The sequence below is a fragment of the Sphingomonas sp. DBB INV C78 genome (assembly GCF_042693015.1).
Lineage (GTDB): Bacteria > Pseudomonadota > Alphaproteobacteria > Sphingomonadales > Sphingomonadaceae > Sphingomonas_E.
Window position 1 is genome coordinate 4,344,974 of record NZ_CP170544.1, and the last position, 15,489, is coordinate 4,360,462.

16 protein-coding genes are annotated in these 15,489 nt (G+C 65.2%); 4 read left to right on the forward strand and 12 right to left on the reverse strand.

What is annotated here, in order from left to right; all coding sequences use genetic code 11:
- Window positions 1-17: 17 nt before the first annotated feature.
- Together ACFB49_RS20700 and queF are read right to left on the reverse strand one after the other, a co-directional pair.
- A complete protein-coding gene (locus ACFB49_RS20700) occupies window positions 18-896 on the reverse strand; it encodes an OmpA family protein (RefSeq protein WP_380873390.1) in 879 nt (292 codons plus the stop codon).
- Window positions 897-1,615: 719 nt separating this feature from the next.
- Window positions 1,616-2,062 carry a preQ(1) synthase gene (queF, locus tag ACFB49_RS20705; protein ID WP_380873392.1) on the reverse strand — a complete coding sequence of 149 codons (447 nt, stop codon included), beginning with the start codon at window positions 2,060-2,062 and terminating at the stop codon, window positions 1,616-1,618.
- Window positions 2,063-2,147: 85 nt separating this feature from the next.
- Between queF and ACFB49_RS20710 the strand changes: the two genes are divergently transcribed.
- Both ACFB49_RS20710 and metC read left to right on the forward strand, forming a co-directional pair.
- The gene (locus ACFB49_RS20710) at window positions 2,148-2,987 is read left to right on the forward strand and encodes a sulfurtransferase (RefSeq protein WP_380873394.1); all 840 of its coding nucleotides are present in this window, start codon (window positions 2,148-2,150) and stop codon (window positions 2,985-2,987) included.
- Complete coding sequence (gene metC / locus ACFB49_RS20715; RefSeq protein ID WP_380873397.1) at window positions 2,984-4,171, forward strand: cystathionine beta-lyase; 1,188 nt, start codon at window positions 2,984-2,986, stop codon at window positions 4,169-4,171. The genes ACFB49_RS20710 and metC overlap by 4 nt, the downstream gene beginning before the upstream one ends.
- A 5-nt stretch (window positions 4,172-4,176) precedes the next feature.
- On the opposite strand, the gene ACFB49_RS20720 is transcribed toward metC, so the two are convergent.
- The gene (locus ACFB49_RS20720; protein ID WP_380873400.1) at window positions 4,177-4,506 is read right to left on the reverse strand and encodes a hypothetical protein; all 330 of its coding nucleotides are present in this window, start codon (window positions 4,504-4,506) and stop codon (window positions 4,177-4,179) included.
- Between the two features lie 291 nt (window positions 4,507-4,797).
- Between ACFB49_RS20720 and ACFB49_RS20725 the strand changes: the two genes are divergently transcribed.
- Window positions 4,798-5,496 (forward strand): TorF family putative porin, encoded by a 699-nt coding sequence (locus ACFB49_RS20725; RefSeq protein ID WP_380873401.1) that lies wholly within the window; start codon window positions 4,798-4,800, stop codon window positions 5,494-5,496.
- A gap of 49 nt (window positions 5,497-5,545) precedes the next feature.
- Here the strand turns inward: ACFB49_RS20725 and nikE are convergent, their stop codons facing one another.
- Genes nikE through ACFB49_RS20770 form a run of 9 tightly spaced genes read right to left on the reverse strand, consistent with a single transcriptional unit; the run spans window position 5,546 to window position 14,976 of the window.
- Entirely contained in the window at window positions 5,546-7,096 is a 1,551-nt protein-coding gene (gene nikE / locus ACFB49_RS20730; protein WP_380873402.1) for a nickel ABC transporter ATP-binding protein NikE, read from the reverse strand.
- A complete protein-coding gene (locus ACFB49_RS20735) occupies window positions 7,093-7,881 on the reverse strand; it encodes an ABC transporter permease (RefSeq protein WP_380873404.1) in 789 nt (262 codons plus the stop codon). Before ACFB49_RS20735 ends, nikE begins: the two co-directional genes overlap by 4 nt.
- Window positions 7,878-8,798 (reverse strand): ABC transporter permease, encoded by a 921-nt coding sequence (locus ACFB49_RS20740; RefSeq protein WP_380873406.1) that lies wholly within the window; start codon window positions 8,796-8,798, stop codon window positions 7,878-7,880. The genes ACFB49_RS20735 and ACFB49_RS20740 overlap by 4 nt, the downstream gene beginning before the upstream one ends.
- 57 nt (window positions 8,799-8,855) lie before the next feature.
- The gene (locus ACFB49_RS20745) at window positions 8,856-9,278 is read right to left on the reverse strand and encodes a DUF3035 domain-containing protein (RefSeq protein ID WP_380873407.1); all 423 of its coding nucleotides are present in this window, start codon (window positions 9,276-9,278) and stop codon (window positions 8,856-8,858) included.
- Window positions 9,271-9,783, reverse strand: a complete 513-nt coding sequence (gene lspA, locus ACFB49_RS20750; RefSeq protein ID WP_380873409.1) for a signal peptidase II — start codon at window positions 9,781-9,783, stop codon at window positions 9,271-9,273. Before lspA ends, ACFB49_RS20745 begins: the two co-directional genes overlap by 8 nt.
- Window positions 9,776-12,694 (reverse strand): isoleucine--tRNA ligase, encoded by a 2,919-nt coding sequence (gene ileS, locus ACFB49_RS20755; protein ID WP_380873410.1) that lies wholly within the window; start codon window positions 12,692-12,694, stop codon window positions 9,776-9,778. Before ileS ends, lspA begins: the two co-directional genes overlap by 8 nt.
- A gap of 34 nt (window positions 12,695-12,728) precedes the next feature.
- Window positions 12,729-13,670, reverse strand: a complete 942-nt coding sequence (locus ACFB49_RS20760; protein WP_380873413.1) for a bifunctional riboflavin kinase/FAD synthetase — start codon at window positions 13,668-13,670, stop codon at window positions 12,729-12,731.
- A 38-nt stretch (window positions 13,671-13,708) separates the two neighbouring features.
- Complete coding sequence (locus ACFB49_RS20765) at window positions 13,709-14,185, reverse strand: dihydrofolate reductase (RefSeq protein WP_380873415.1); 477 nt, start codon at window positions 14,183-14,185, stop codon at window positions 13,709-13,711.
- The gene (locus tag ACFB49_RS20770) at window positions 14,182-14,976 is read right to left on the reverse strand and encodes a thymidylate synthase (RefSeq protein WP_380873416.1); all 795 of its coding nucleotides are present in this window, start codon (window positions 14,974-14,976) and stop codon (window positions 14,182-14,184) included. Before ACFB49_RS20770 ends, ACFB49_RS20765 begins: the two co-directional genes overlap by 4 nt.
- 120 nt (window positions 14,977-15,096) lie before the next feature.
- Between ACFB49_RS20770 and ACFB49_RS20775 the strand changes: the two genes are divergently transcribed.
- Window positions 15,097-15,489 (forward strand): JAB domain-containing protein, encoded by a 393-nt coding sequence (locus tag ACFB49_RS20775; RefSeq protein WP_380873418.1) that lies wholly within the window; start codon window positions 15,097-15,099, stop codon window positions 15,487-15,489.

The following is a 15,489-nucleotide window of genomic DNA, read 5'->3' on the forward strand; positions in this document are numbered from 1 at the left end:
GAGGCGGCCCCGGCGTCTCACAGGCCATCCAGGCCCTTGCTGACCAGGATGTTCACCGCAACGCGGCGGTTCTGCGCCTTGCCTTCGACGGTTTCATTGTCCGCCAGAGGGTCCGCTTCGGACATGCCCGTGGGGGTGAGCATGCGATAGGGCTTCCAGCCGCAGGCCTGCTGCAGATAATTGACGACGCTGCCGGCGCGCTTCTCGCTGAGCTGCTGATTGAAATCCTCGCTTCCCGTGGCATCGGTGTAACCCACAACCAGCAGCAGGGCATTTTCCATGCCCTCCGCGGTGGCCGCCGCAGTGCAGAGCTCGTTCTTCGCCTCGGGTGACAGCGCCGCCTTGCCCGTGTCGAAGTTCACGGTCGTCGTGCTTTTCACATTATACTGGTCGATGTCGCCCATGCGGCCGCGCAACGCCTCGGTTGCCGCAGTCTGTTCGGCAAAACGCTGGTCGGTGCCGTTGCGGATCATCGATGCCGTCTTCAGATCCTTGTTCTGAAGGTTGATCTGGCTCGCCAGCAGGCCCTCACCCGATTGCCCATCGGCGGATTGCCACGTCTTCACGGTGACGGGCAGGCCGTTGAGCAGCGAGGTCGCGGCGAGCTTGCTGCGGTTGAGCCCGAAGACGCCCTTGCTGGCGGTGATCTTCGTGTCATCGTTGATCACGATAACCGTGTTGGTGCCATCTGCCGCGGTGACCTGCATCTTGTCGCCGCTGCGTGCGGAAATGATGCCCTTGATCTCGGGGCCCGCGGTCGGTCGCGTGGCGGTTACGGTCATCGGGTCCTTAACCTCGGCTTGGTCCTGCTCCTGCGCCGCCAGGCTGGCCGATGCCGCGCTGGTAAGCATCGCCAGCAACAAAAGAGCTTTTGGGCCTTTGGAAATGACAGTCATCGCAAAACTCCTTTGGACGCGATCAGTTAGTCACACATGATCGCCTATATTTTTCAGAACCCCGCTCGCGTGATGGTGTATTAGACCACCAAAACCCCCTCCATTTACTTCCATAAGACGAGCGGTGCGGAGCCGCACTTGAACGTCATGGATGTTCTGCCTGTTCAGGCGAACCTTTCGCGCAGATGAACGTGACGACAACTCCGATCGGTGTGCGGTTGATTGGAGTGCAGCGTGCGACGAACAGCAGACGTCGCTATCAGGCGTGCGTGTCTCGACGAGCCATGGATGCAGGTTGGCGGTGCGTGCCTGTGACTTGCCCGGCGCGGGGTAGTCGCGTCGCCGCGACCGGGGTGACGCTCTTGTGTCGCGTCCCTGCGCGCTTGCGTGACCCTATAGTCGCCTCATGTTGCGTAACCGGCGCGTCGCTGTCGCCTCGTCGTCGCGCTGAAGCGGCTCCGTCAGGGCCATTGGACTGCCGCTGTCCTACACTGCTCTGCTCTGATATGTTCCCTATATGTTCATAAGGGCAGGGCGGCAATATCTTGATAAGATCGCATATTTCAGGATCATCAAGCGCCCTTGGCGCGCCTTTGGGGCATAGTTTCGATGCGCGCACCTCGCCGCGCAGACTTGCCTGCGCGGGTCGTGGAAAAATGCGCTGGCAACCCTCAACTTCCTCAACTTGCCGCAACCGGCGGGAAGAAATGTCGCGAGATTCAGCCCCGGCCGCGATAGGGCGCAACGCCCTGATCGGGCACCCACAGGCCGGCCGGCGCCGCGCCCGATTGCCAGAAGACGTCGATCGGAATGCCGCCGCGCGGATACCAGTAACCGCCGATCCGCAGCCATTGCGGTTTCATCTCGTCGAACAGCCGCTGGCCGATGCCGACCGTGCAATCCTCGTGGAAGGCGCGATGGTTGCGGAAACTGCTGAGGAACAGCTTGAGCGACTTGGATTCGACGATCGTCTCGCCCGGCGCATAGTCGATCACGAGATGCGCGAAATCGGGCTGGCCGGTGACCGGGCAGAGCGACGTGAATTCCGGCGCGGCGAAGCGCACCAGATAAAGACTGCCGGTCCGCGGATTGGGCACATAATCGAGCACCGCTTCTTCTGGGGAAGCAGGCAGCGCGCTCGATTGGCCGAGATGGATGGGGTTCATGGCCCCCAACTAGGCACGGGGGAAGCGCCATGCAACCTCGCGCACCGTTCCGCGATCCGCTAGGGCGGCGGAGAAGGAGCAGGCGATGGACCCACTGGTTTCCACGGAGTGGCTGGCAAGCGAGCTTGGCGCGGCCGACCTCAAGGTCATCGACGCAAGCTATTATCCGCTCGATCCGGCCCGCGATCCGGCGGCCGAATATGAAGCGGCGCACATTCCCGGCGCGGTCTTCATGGGGCTGGCGGGGCTTGCCGATCCCCATTCCTCGCTGCCCGGTATGCTGCCGCCGGCGGAGCAGTTCGCGGGGCGGATGGCTGCGCTGGGCGTGAGCGATGGTGACCGCATCGTCCTTTACGACACGACGCCGCACCGTACCTCGGCGCGCGCCTGGTGGATGTTCTGCACCTTCGGCAAGCGCGACGTCGCGATCCTCGATGGCGGCCTGCAGAAATGGCAGGCCGAAGCGCGACCGCTCGATGCCGGCGTGCAGTCCTCCCGGCCCGGCCGCTTCACCGCGCGGAAGGATGAAGCCGGCGTGCGCGCTCTCGGTCAGATGCTCGCCAATGTCGACGCCCAGGCCGAGCAGGTTGTCGATGCCCGTGGTGCGAAACGCTTCACCGGCGAGGAAGGCGATCCGCGCGGGCTCGCACCAGGGCATATCCCGCATTCGCGCAGCCTGCCGATGGATCGCCTCCTCAATGCCGACGGCACCTTCAAGGACGAGGCCGGCATCCGTGCCGCGTTCGCTGCCGCCGGCGTCGATCTCGCCCGGCCGATGGTAACGACCTGCGGATCGGGGGTGACGGCGGCGACTTTGTTGTTTGCTGCCCACCTGATCGGCAAGGATGATGTGGCGCTCTATGACGGATCGTGGAGCGAGTGGGGCGTGCATCCCGATACGCCCAAGGCAACAGGACCGGCATGAGCGACGACAAGAATTTACGCCCCGCGACACGGATCGTCGAGGCGGGGCGGCGCAAGGAATGGACGCAGGGCGTGGTCAACACGCCGGTGTGGCGCGCCTCCACCATCCTGTTCGATACGGTGGCCGATCTGCGCGCCGCGGTCGCCAGCCCCAATGACCGGCTCTATTACGGCCGCCGCGGCACGCCGACCCAATGGTCGCTGGCCGACGCGTTGACGGAACTCGAGCCGGGCGCCGCAGGCACCATGCTCTATCCGTCGGGCGTCGCGGCGGTGGCGATGGCGCTGTTGAGCGTGCTCAAGCCGGGCGACGAACTGTTGATGGTGGATTCGACCTACGAGCCGACCCGCGCCTTCTGCCGCAATGTGCTCGGCCCGATGGGCATCGCGACCCATTATTATGATCCGCTGGCAGGCGCCGCGATCGCCGATCTGTTCACCGAAAAGACGCGCGCCGTCTTCATGGAAAGCCCCGGCAGCCTCACCTTCGAAGTGCAGGATGTGCCGGCGATCTGTGCGGCCGCGAAGGCGTGCGGGATCGTCACCCTGCTCGACAATACCTGGGCGACGCCGCTCTTCTTCCCGGCGATCGGCCATGGCGTCGACCTGACGATCCTAGCCTGCACCAAATATGTCGTCGGCCATTCGGATGCGATGCTGGGATCGGTGACGGCCAACGCCGAGCGTTTCGAGGCGCTCAGGCGGACCACCCACCAGTTCGGCCAGCATGTCGGGCCGGATGATGCGTCACTCGGTAGCCGTGGCCTGCGCACACTCGATGTGCGGCTGCGCCAGCATCAGGCCGGCGCGCTCGAAGTCGCGCGCTGGCTCGAAACGCACCCTGGCGTCGCGCGGGTGTTGCATCCGGCCCTGCCGTCCTGCCCCGGCCATGAAGTGTGGCAGCGCGACTTCCTGGGTTCTACCGGGCTGTTCAGCTTCGTGATGGCGGGCGGAGACGATGCCGCCCGCGCCGATCTGGTCGACAATCTCGATCATTTCGGAATCGGCTTCTCGTGGGGCGGCTATGAAAGCCTCGCGCTTCCCGTCGATCCCCGGCCGCTCCGCACCGCGACGGGCTGGGCCGCGGAAGGGCCGCTGGTGCGGCTGCATATCGGGCTGGAAGACCCCGCCGATCTGATTGCCGATCTGAGGCGCGGGCTTGACCGATTTGTTGAGCGGCGCTGACCCGTTCAGCGCCGCGCCAGCGCTTCCATCTCGCCCAGCGCCGCACGCATCTCGCCGGCAAGGCGTGACGCCGCGACCCGGCATTCGCCGCGCGCGGCGCGCTGCCGCATCAGCACCTCGATGCCGGCGGCGGCAAATGCGGCGGTTTCCGAGGCGATCGCATCGAACCGTCGGCGGCTGATCGCTCCCAGGCTGGGATAGGCCGCTGCAGCCACGGGATCATGTGCCGGCGCCCCTGTTTGACCGGCAAGCTGGTCGACAAGCTGCAGGGCACGACAAAGCCGGTCGAAACGCTCGACAGAAGGATCGGGCGAACTGGCTGGAGAAGCGGGCAAGGTAAATATTCCTGGCAAAGAGAAGCTCTTTTTAACGCGCGCCTGCTAAAAAAGACCTAAGCGGCGATGATTTCGCCGCGTAACAAAGCAACATCATCTGTTGCGATGCAGCAACAGTCGAACTTGGTCACCTTGTCGCAGCGCCGATTTTATTTGTGCGCTGCAAAGGGGTGTAGCAAAACCTGATTGTTTCCGATGCAATCGCGGCCCCCGCCATCATTGGCAGAGGAGGCCCGGGCACCGGAAGCGCGGGGAATGGAACGACGAAGATAAGAAGGGGACACGTTTCTCATGCGCAAACTTATCCTTGGCTTGTCGGCATTTGCCGTGACGGCCGTCGCCAGCCCGGCCTTCGCCGCCGATGAGGAAGCGAGCAGCGACTGGACGCTTTCCGGCGGCGTGACCGCGGTTTCCGACTATCGCTTCCGCGGCATTTCGCTGTCGGGTGAAGATCCCGCGATCCAGCCGACCCTGAACCTCAGCCACTCTAGCGGCTTCTATGGCGGCACGTGGATGTCGAACCTCGACGACACCGACACCTATGGCGAGTGGGAAATCGATCTCTATGCCGGCTGGACCGGCGAGGTCGCGTCCGGCACCACAGTCGATGCCGCGATCGTCTATTATTATTATCCGGACGGTGAGGGCGACAGCGACTATTTCGAGCCCTATGTCTCGGTCGCCCACACCTTTGGCCCGGTCACGGCCAAGGGCGGCATCAACTGGGCGCCCTCGTCCAACGCGACCGGCAATGAGGATTATATCTATTATTACGGTCAGCTCTCGGCGGCGATCCCGAACACGCCGGTGACGCTGACCGGCCGTCTCGGCAGCCAGGATCTCGGCCCGTCGAGCTATACCGAATGGGCGATCGGCGCTTCGGCGACCTTCGGCCCGGTGACGGCTGGTATCCAATATGTCGACACCGATCTCGGCGATCTGCCCAACGTCGATGCCGGCGTGGTCTGCTCGCTCGGCGTCGCTTTCTAAGAGTTCTATCGATTGGAATTCGGGGCTGCGGGTAACCACAGCCCCTTTTTCATACGCTCGCCGCGACCAGCGCGCGGGTGACGGGATGGGCGGGGTGCCGCACGACATCCTCCAGCACGCCCTCCTCGACGATATGACCCGCATCGAGCACGGCGATGCGACGACACAGGCGCCGCGCAATCGCCAGATCATGGGTGATGAACAATATGGCGAGACCACGGTCCCGCTGCAGCCGTTCGAGCAGATCGAGCACGCGGCCGGCAACGAGCACGTCGAGCGCGGAGGTGGCTTCGTCGAGCAGCAATGCTTCAGGTCCACCGATCAGCGCGCGAGCGATGGCGACCCGCTGCGCCTGTCCGCCCGACAATTCCGGAGGGCGTCGTCCTGTTAGTTCGCGCGACAGTTCCACCTCGTCGAGAACTTGGCCGATGCGATCCTCTCGCTGTGCTCCGCTTAACTGGGGCTGGAGATAGCGAAGCGGCTCGCTGACGATATCCGCTACCCGCCACTGCGGATCGAGACTGGCGACCGGATCCTGAAAGACCGGCTGGATCAGACGGCGAAGTGCCGGCGTCATGCGGGCGCGTGGCGGCAGCGGCGTACCGCGCCACGTCACCGTGCCGCTGTCGGCCGGGCCAAGCCGAGCGATCGCGCGGCCCAGCGTAGATTTGCCCGATCCCGATCCACCGACGATCGCCAGCCCTTCACCTGCGTGGAGCCTGAGCGACGCTTCGGCCACGGCCGCAATCCGCCCGCGCCGCCAGCCGGGGCGGGGAAAGGACACGCTGATCCCACTGGCTTCCACCAGCAGCTCGCCGGTTGGAGGCAGCGTGGAGGCAGGATCGGCGAGGCGCGGGCTCGCTGCGATCAGCGCGCGGGTATATTCGACCTGCGACGAGGTGAAGACCTGACCGGCCGGCCCGGCTTCGGCAACGCACCCGGTATTCAGCACCACCACCTGATCCGCATGAGCGGCAACGGCCGGCAGATCATGGCTGACCAGCAACAGAGCGAGCCCATCCTCCGTGCGCAACCGCGCAAGCAGCGCCATGACGTCGCGACGCAGGCTCGCGTCGAGTGCGCTGGTCGGTTCATCCGCCACCAGCAGTTTGGGGCGATGGGCGATGGCGGCGGCGATCATCACCCGCTGCCGCTGTCCACCGGACAGACGGTGCGGATATTGGTCAAGCCGCTCATCGGCGCGATCCAGTCCCACCCGTTCGAGCAGGGCAGCAAGCTCCCGTCGATCGGGCCGCGCGGCTCCGGCCTGACGCCACGCTTCCTGAAGCTGGGCACCTACCTTGAGATGCGGGGTGAGGGCGGTCAGCGGCTGCTGAAAGACGAATCCGGCCTGATTTCCGCGGATATCGCGAAGCCAGGCTTCACCGGCGCCGATCAGTTCCTCGCCACATAATCGTGCCGATCCGCTGGGTCGGAGGCGCGAAAGGCCGAAGGGTGCGAGACAGGTCTGGCTCTTGCCCGATCCCGATGCGCCGACCAGCGCAAGGCACCCGCCGGCCGGAATGGCGAAGCTCACATCGTCGACGATCATCCGGTCGCCGGCGCGAACCGTCAGCCCTTCCACGGCATAGACGGTCACGCGAACCGATCCCGCAGTTTCTCGCCCAGCAAGGTCAGCGACACGAGGATGATGACGAGGATCGATCCCGGCAGCAGCAGTGCATGGGGGGCGATGTCCATGTCGTCGGCGCCTTCCTTTACCAATATGCCGAGCGAGGTCAGCGGCTCCTGCACGCCGAGGCCGAGGAAGGAGAGGAAGCTTTCGATCATCACCACCTGCGGAATGGTGAGTAGCAGATAGGCGATCGCGACGCCGGCCAGATTGGGCAGCAGATGGCGGATGACGATGGCCCTTGGCGGTGCGCCCGCCGCCTCCGCCGCCAGTACGAAGGGGCGCTCGCGCAGTGCCAGCACCTGTCCACGGACGACGCGCGCCATGGTCAGCCATTCGACCGCACCGATGCCGATGAAGACGAGCAGGATCGAGCGGCCGAACAGCACCATCAGCAGGATGACGACGAACATGAAGGGCAGCGCATAGAGGGCATCGACGATGCGCATCATCGCTTCGTCCAGCTTGCCGCCATACCAGCCGGCGATCGCGCCCCAGGCGACGCCGATCACGAGCGAGACGCACGCCGCCGCGGCGGCGACGAGCAGCGTCACACGCGTCCCGGCCAGCGCGCGCGCCAGCAGGTCGCGGCCGACGGCGTCGGTGCCGAGGATATGACCAGGGCTGCCCGGTGCCACGCGGACGGCATTCCAGTCGATGGCGTCATGGCTCCACGGCGATAGCCAAGGACCAAATATCGCGGCGAGCACGACCATCAGCAGCAGCGCGAGCGGAAGTCGTGCCAGCGTCACCCCCGTATCCTCGGGTCCAGCCAGCCATAAGCCAGGTCGGCGACGAGATTGAAGAGCAGGATCAGCGCGGCGTAGAGCGTCACCACGCCCAGCACGAGCGGATAATCGCGGTTGAGCGCGCCCTGGACGAAATAGCTGCCGAGACCGGGGAGCGCGAACACCGTCTCGATCACCACCGCGCCGGTCAGCAGCCCGGCGGCGGCGGGGCCGAGATAGCTGGCAACCGGCACCAATGCCGGTCGCAGTGCATGGCGCCAGAGGATGCGGACGGGGGAAAGGCCGCGGGCGCGGGCGGTGCGGACATGATCCTGCTCGAGCGCGGTCGCAAGGCCGGCACGGGCGAGCTTGGCGATGGCACCCGCCACCGGCAGAGCCAGTGCGATCACGGGCAGCACCAGATGTGGCGCGTCACCATCGCCCCAACCAGAAACCGGCAGCCAGCCAAGCCAGAGCGCGAAGACGAGCGCGAGCAACGGACCCGTGACGAAGCTCGGGAGCGCGGTCAGCAAGGTCATGCCGAGCATTAGTGCGTGATCGATCGGTCGGCCGGCGCGCGCGGCGGCGAGCAGCCCGGCGCCGATGCCCAGCACCAGTGCGAGCGCCAGAGCGACAGCGCCGAGGGTCAATGAGACGGGCAGCCCCTGGGCGACCAGATCGGTGACGCTGAAATCGCGATAGACCAGCGACGGACCGAAATCGCCCTGCGCCAGCCGGGTGAGGTAACGCCACACCTGCTCATGGAGCGGCAGATCGAGGCCATAGGCTTTGGCAAGCGCGGCCTCGGTCGCGGGATCGAGCGCGCGTTCGCTGTCGAACGGGCCGCCGGGTGCCAACTTCATCAGCACGAAGGAGAGAATCACCACCACCAGCAGGGTCGGCAGCGCGGTGAGCAGGCGGCGGAGGATCAGCTGGCGCACGGCAGCCTCATCCCCCGGCCATTTGGTTCGTAGGGGCGAGCGGCAGCGCCCCCACTTTTATTGCGGGGTGGTCGCCGTGGCTTCCTGGCCCGAACCTTCCGGCGCGGCGAGGATGTCGCGCGTCACGGCACCCTTGTCGACGACGGTGGTGTCCGGATCGGCCGCCTGCGAGCGGATCGCGGGCGCGGCGCTCTGGCCGGGCTGGCTGGTGAGCGCGGCTTCACTGCCGCTGCGGCCAGCGGGGCCGCCGAACATCGCCTGCAGCGCCTGGGTCGACGAATCGGCCTCTTGCGGGCGCGGGGCGCCCGGCTTGGGCGGGGTCAGCGAGAAATCAGGCGGGATCACCAGCGGCGCCTGGCGAGCGACGGCGAATTCGTCCGGCCCGCTGCGGCCCGCAAAGACGCCGCCCTGCTTGCCGCCACAGGCCGAAAGCCCCAGCAGTGCGGCAGTGGCGGCCGCGACGATAACAACCTTACGCATTCAATTTCTCCGCAGGATCGGATCGGTCGCGCGCAAGAAAGGCGCGCAACACCAGCAGCAGGACACCGATGGTAATAGCGGCGTCGGCGACATTGAAGACCAAAAAGGGATACCAGCCGCCGATATGTGGCCCGAGGAAATCGACGACATAGCCGAAGCGCACGCGATCGACGATATTGCCCAGCGCGCCGCCCAGCACGAGGCCGAGCGCGATCGTGTCCGGCCGGCTCTTTTCGCGCCACATCCAGACCAGGACGATCGTCGCGATGGTCGCCGTCATGCCGACGAGCAGCCAACGTTCAAGCTCGCTGCCGGCGGTGAGGAAACCCATCGAGACCCCGTAATTCTCCACCCAGCGCAGGTTGAAGAAGGAGGTCAGCTCGATCTCGCGCACCGTCTGCAGGTCGAGCGCGCCGATCATGATCCATTTCAGGAGCTGATCGAGCCCGGAGATGATCGCCGCGGTGATGAGGCCGAGCGTGCGGCGGGAGCGGCCCTCAGCCATTCACCACCTCGTCGCAACGATCGCAAAGTGTGCCGTCATGCGTCACCTCGGGCAGCAAGCGCCAGCAGCGACCGCATTTGTGATCGGTGGCGACGGACACCGCCAGCGCATCGCCAGCATCGACGCGCGAGACGATGAACAGCTCGGCCAGATCGACATTGGCATCTTCGGCCGGGATCGGCGTCGTGACGACGGCCTCAAGGCTCGAACCGATCGTCTTTTCGCGGCGCATCGGCTCGATCGCGCTGGTTACGGACGCGCGGAGATCGCGAAGCTGCGCCCAGCGTGCGGCCAGCGTCTCACTGGCCCAGCCGGCATCCACCTCTGGCCATTCCAACAGATGCACGCTCTCCGCATCGGGATAGCGCGTGCCCCACACTTCCTCGGCGGTGAAGCAGAGGATCGGCGCGGCATAGCGGACCAGCGCGTGGAACAAGGTGTCGAGCACGGTGCGATAGGCGCGGCGTTTCACCGAACCTTCGGCATCGCAATAGAGGCTGTCCTTGCGGATATCGAAGAAGAAGGCCGACAGATCGTTATTGGCGAAATCGGTCAGCGCGCGGGCATAGGCGTTGAACTCGAAATTGTCGGTCGCGCGGCGGAGATCGGCATCGAGCTTGCCGAGCAGATGGAGCACATAGCGCTCCAGCTCCGGCATCTCCGCCACCGGCACGCGCTCGGCATCGGTGAAGCCGTCGAGCGCGCCGAGCAGGTAACGGAAGGTGTTTCTGAGCTTGCGATAGGCGTCCGACGTGCCCGACAGGATCTCCTTGCCGATGCGGACGTCCTCGAAATAGTCGGTCGAGGCGACCCACAAGCGCAGGATGTCCGCGCCGCTCTCGTTGATGATCTTCAAGGGATCGACGACATTGCCGAGGCTCTTGGACATCTTGCGGCCCTGCCCGTCGAGCGCGAAGCCGTGGGTCAGCACCGCATCATAAGGCGCGCGGCCGCGGGTGCCGCAGCTTTCGAGCAAGCTCGACTGGAACCAGCCGCGATGCTGGTCGGACCCTTCGAGATAGAGGTTGGCGCGCACGCCCTCGCCATAGCGTGCCTCGATCGTGAAGGCGTGGGTCGAGCCCGAATCGAACCACACGTCGAGAATGTCGTTCTGCGGCTCATAATCCGCCGCGGCATAGGCATCGCCCAGCAGCGCCTGATGGTCGGCGGTGAACCAGGCATCCGCGCCACCAGCCTTGAACGCCTCGACGATGCGCGCGTTGACCGCCTCGTCGCGCAGATATTCGCCGGTCTGGCGGTTCACATAGAGCGCGATCGGTACACCCCAGGCGCGCTGACGGCTGATCACCCAGTCGGGACGGCCATCGACCATCGCATGGATGCGGTTGCGCGACTTTTCGGGCACCCAGCGCGTCCTCTCGATCGCGTCGAGCGCGGTCTGGCGGAGCGTCGCGCCATTGCCTTGCACGCGCAGGATCGCCTCTTCCTCGGCACAGCGCGGGATGGCGCGGTCCTCGATCGGCCGATCCATCGGGATGAACCATTGCGGCGTGCAGCGGAAGATCACCTTCGCCTTGGAGCGCCAGCTATGCGGATAGCTGTGCTTGTAATCGTAGCTGGCGGCGAGCAGCGCGCCGGCCTCGCGCAGATCCGAACAGATCGGCCCGTCGGGCGCGTTGAACTTGGGATTGATGACCGATCCCTGACCGCCCAGCCATGCCCAGTCCTCACGATATTTGCCGTCATCGGCGACCGCGAACACCGGATCGAGGCCATTGGCCTTGCACAACAGGAAATCGTCCTCGCCATGATCCGGCGCCATCTGGACAAGGCCGGTGCCGGTATCGGTGGTGACGAAATCGCCCGCGAGGAACGGGCGCGGCTTCGCGAAGAAGCCGCCGAGCTTGTGCATCGGATGGCGGGCAATGGTGCCGGCGAGTGAGGAGCCCCCAAACTCGCTATCCACAATGAAGTTAAAGCTTACCAGCGCATCCGGCAGCTTGGCTTTCACCTGATTCTCGACGGCTTTCTGAACGCGTTCGCTGAACGCCTTCACCAATTCTTTTGCGACGAGAAATCTCTGCTTTTGGAACGAGAGATATTCCGCCGCGACAGCGCCTAAACCTGAACTGTCGGCGCTGCCCGTGACCATCGTGTCAAACCGGACCAACTGGTAGTCTATGGCCTCCCCATAAGCCAAAGCCTGGTTGACCGGGATGGTCCACGGCGTCGTCGTCCAGATCACCGCATGCGCGCCCACCAGTTCCGCGATCGGGCTTTCCGTGATCTCGAACGCCACGTCGATCTGGGTCGAGGTGATGTCCTCATATTCGACTTCGGCTTCGGCCAGGGCGGTCTTCTCCACGGGCGACCACATTACCGGCTTGGCGCCGCGATAGAGCTGGCCGCTTTCCGCGAATTTCAACAGTTCGCCGACGATCGCCGCCTCGGCATCGAACTTCATGGTGAGATAGGGATCGTCCCAATCGCCCTGCACGCCCAGCCGCTTGAACTGTTCGCGCTGCACGTCGACCCATTTTTCGGCATAGGCACGGCATTCGGCGCGGAACACGACGGGATCGACCTCGTCCTTGTTCAGCTTCTTCGCGCGGTAAGCTTCCTCGACCTTCCATTCGATCGGCAGGCCATGGCAGTCCCAGCCGGGCACATAAGGCGCATCCTTGCCGAGCAGCGACTGCGAGCGGACGATGATGTCCTTCAGCACCTTGTTCATCGCATGGCCCATATGGATGTCGCCATTGGCGTAGGGCGGGCCATCGTGAAGGATGAAGCGCTCGCGCCCGGCGCGGGCCTGGCGAAGCTTCCCGTAGAGATCGTCCGCCGCCCATTTCGCCAGAATCGCCGGCTCCTTCTGCGCAAGGCCGGCCTTCATGGGGAAGGCGGTCTTCGGCAGGAACACGGTTTCGCGATAATCGGGTGCGTCGGACATGGAATATGGGCTCAGTTTTGAGTGACAGCCGGCACTAGGGCAGCGCCGGGGCCGCCGCAAGCCGCCGTGCGGCTTCCGCGCAATCCGCGTCGATCTGGCGCTTCAGCGCGTCGAGGCTGTCGAAGCGCGCTTCAGGACGAAGGAAGGAGATCAGCTCGACCGCGATCGTCTCGCCATAGAGATCGCCGGAGAAGTCGAAGAAATGCGGCTCCAGCAATTCCTTGGGCGGATCGAAGCTCGGCCGGATGCCGAGATTGGCGGCGCCGCCGACGACGCGGCCATCGGGCAGGCGGCCACGCACGGCATAGATGCCATAAGCCGGGCGTAGATAATGGCCCATGTCGACATTGGCGGTGGGGAAACCCAGCTCGCGGCCCAATTTGTCGCCGTGGATCACCGGCCCCTCGATCGCGAAGGGGCGGGTGAGGAGCATCGCCGCCGTCTCGCAATCGCCGGCCTTCAGCGCATCGCGGATGCGGCTCGACGAAATCTGACCATTGGCATCGGCTACCGGCGCCACCGCTTCGGTCGCGATGCCATGCGCCGCGCCCAGCTCCGCCAGCACCGCGACATTGCCGCCGCGGCCCTTGCCGAAGGTGAAATCCTGCCCCGTCACCACCGCGGCCGCGCCCGTGCGGTCGACGATCCGCTCGCGCACGAAATGCTCGGCCGTCTCGTTCGCAAGCTCGGCATCGAAGTGGAAGACCAGCATCGCATCTGCACCTGCGGCGGCGAACAGGCGCTCGCGCTGATCGAGTGTTGTCAGCCGGAATGGCGGGGTGTCCGGCTGGAAGAAGCGCACCGGATGCGGATCGAAGGTGGCGACGATCAGCGGGCGCCCTTGCGCCACGGCAATCTCCCGCGCGCGGCCGACGACCGCCTGGTGGCCCAGGTGAAAGCCGTCGAAATTGCCAAGCGCGATCACACCCCCGCGCAGGCGATCCGGCAAAGGTGCATCGTTGGTCAGCCGCTCCATCGCGTGTGGGCTATAGGAAAGCGGCGACGGGCGCACAATCAGCGGTTGCGCTCGATCGTCACGAAATCGAAGTCCGGGCCGCCCAATTGGCGTTTGGCGACGCTCCAGCCCAGCCCCAGCGGCGGCATCTTCGTGTCGCCATCGACGGTGCGATGGACCTCGGTCAATTCGATGCAGTCGGCAATCGGCATGAACAAGGCATAGATTTCCGCGCCGCCGATCACGGCGATCTCTTCGACATCGCCGGCAAGAGCGACGGCCTCGTCCACCGAGTGCGCGACCTCCGCACCCTCGGCGGCCCAGGCGGGATCGCGGGTGAGGACGATATGGCGACGGCCGGGGAGCGGCTTGGGAAAGCTCTCGAACGTCTTGCGGCCCATCACCATCGGCTTGCCCATGGTCATTTCCTTGAACCGCTTCAGATCCTCCGGCAGTCGCCAGGGGAGCTTGCCGTCCTTGCCGATGATTCCGTTATCCGATCGGGCGACGAAGAAGGTGATGCGCGGCTTGCTCACACCGCCACCGGGGCTGCGATATGGGGATGCGCCTCGTAACCTTCGAAGGCGAAATCCTCATATTCATAGGCGTCGATCGAATCCGGTCGGCGGTTGATGACGAGCTTGGGCAGCGGCTTCGGATCGCGGGTCAGTTGCTCGCGCGCCTGTTCCAGATGGTTGGAATAGAGGTGGCAGTCGCCCCCCGTCCACACGAAGTCGCCCACCTCCAGCCCGCACTGCTGGGCGAGCATATGGGTGAGGAGCGCATAGCTGGCGATATTGAACGGCACGCCGAGGAAGATGTCGCAGCTCCGCTGGTAAAGCTGGAGGCTCAGCCGTCCGTTCGCGACATGCGTCTGGAACAGGCAGTGGCACGGCGCGAGCGCCATTTTCGGCTGATCGGCCGGGTTCCACGCCGTCACGATCTGGCGGCGCGAGGCCGGATCGCGGTTGATGAGGTCGATCAGCAAGGCGATCTGGTCGACATGGACGCCGCCTGGCCCCTCCCAGTCGCGCCATTGTTTGCCATAGACCGGGCCGAGATCGCCCTTTTCGTCGGCCCATTCGTCCCAGATGCGGACCTTGCGGTCCTTCAGCCAGCCGATGTTGGTGTCGCCGCGCAGGAACCACAGCAGCTCGATGATGATCGAGCGCAGATGCAGCTTCTTGGTGGTGACGAGCGGGAAGCCCTTGGAAAGATCCCAACGCATCTGATGGCCGAAGACCGACAGCGTGCCGACACCGGTGCGGTCGGCCTGTTCGACACCTTCGTCAAGGATGCGGCGGATAAGCGCGAGATAATTGTCCATCGCCGCCGCTTATGGCCGGTGCCCGCGCCGTCGCCAAGTGGTCCCATCCGAAACGGACATCCGGATCGGACCAAGCTTGCGTGGACGCTGCCTCGCAACGCCCGCAAATCCCTAAAAATCGTGACCGTGTCCTGCCCCGCCCTGATCGTCACCAGTGACGATGCGATCGCGCACTTCGCGCCGCTGCTGGCGGGGCTGTGCCACGAGGCGCTGTGCATCGCTTATGTCGACGATCGGGGAAGGCTGATCGAACTGTCAGAAAGGCTGCCGGGCGCCTGCGGCGAGGTCGACCTGCCGATCCGCGTCATTGCGCGCGACGCGGTGCGGCTCGATGCGCGCGGAGTGATTCTGGCGCACAATCATCCCAGCGGCGATCCCACACCCAGCCATGCCGATCTCGCCGCGACGCGGCGGCTGGCCGGGGCGCTGGCGGTGCTCGACATCCGCGTGGTCGATCATCTGGTGCTGAGCGCCGGCGGCTGGCGGAGCTTCCGCGCGATGGGCCAACTCTAG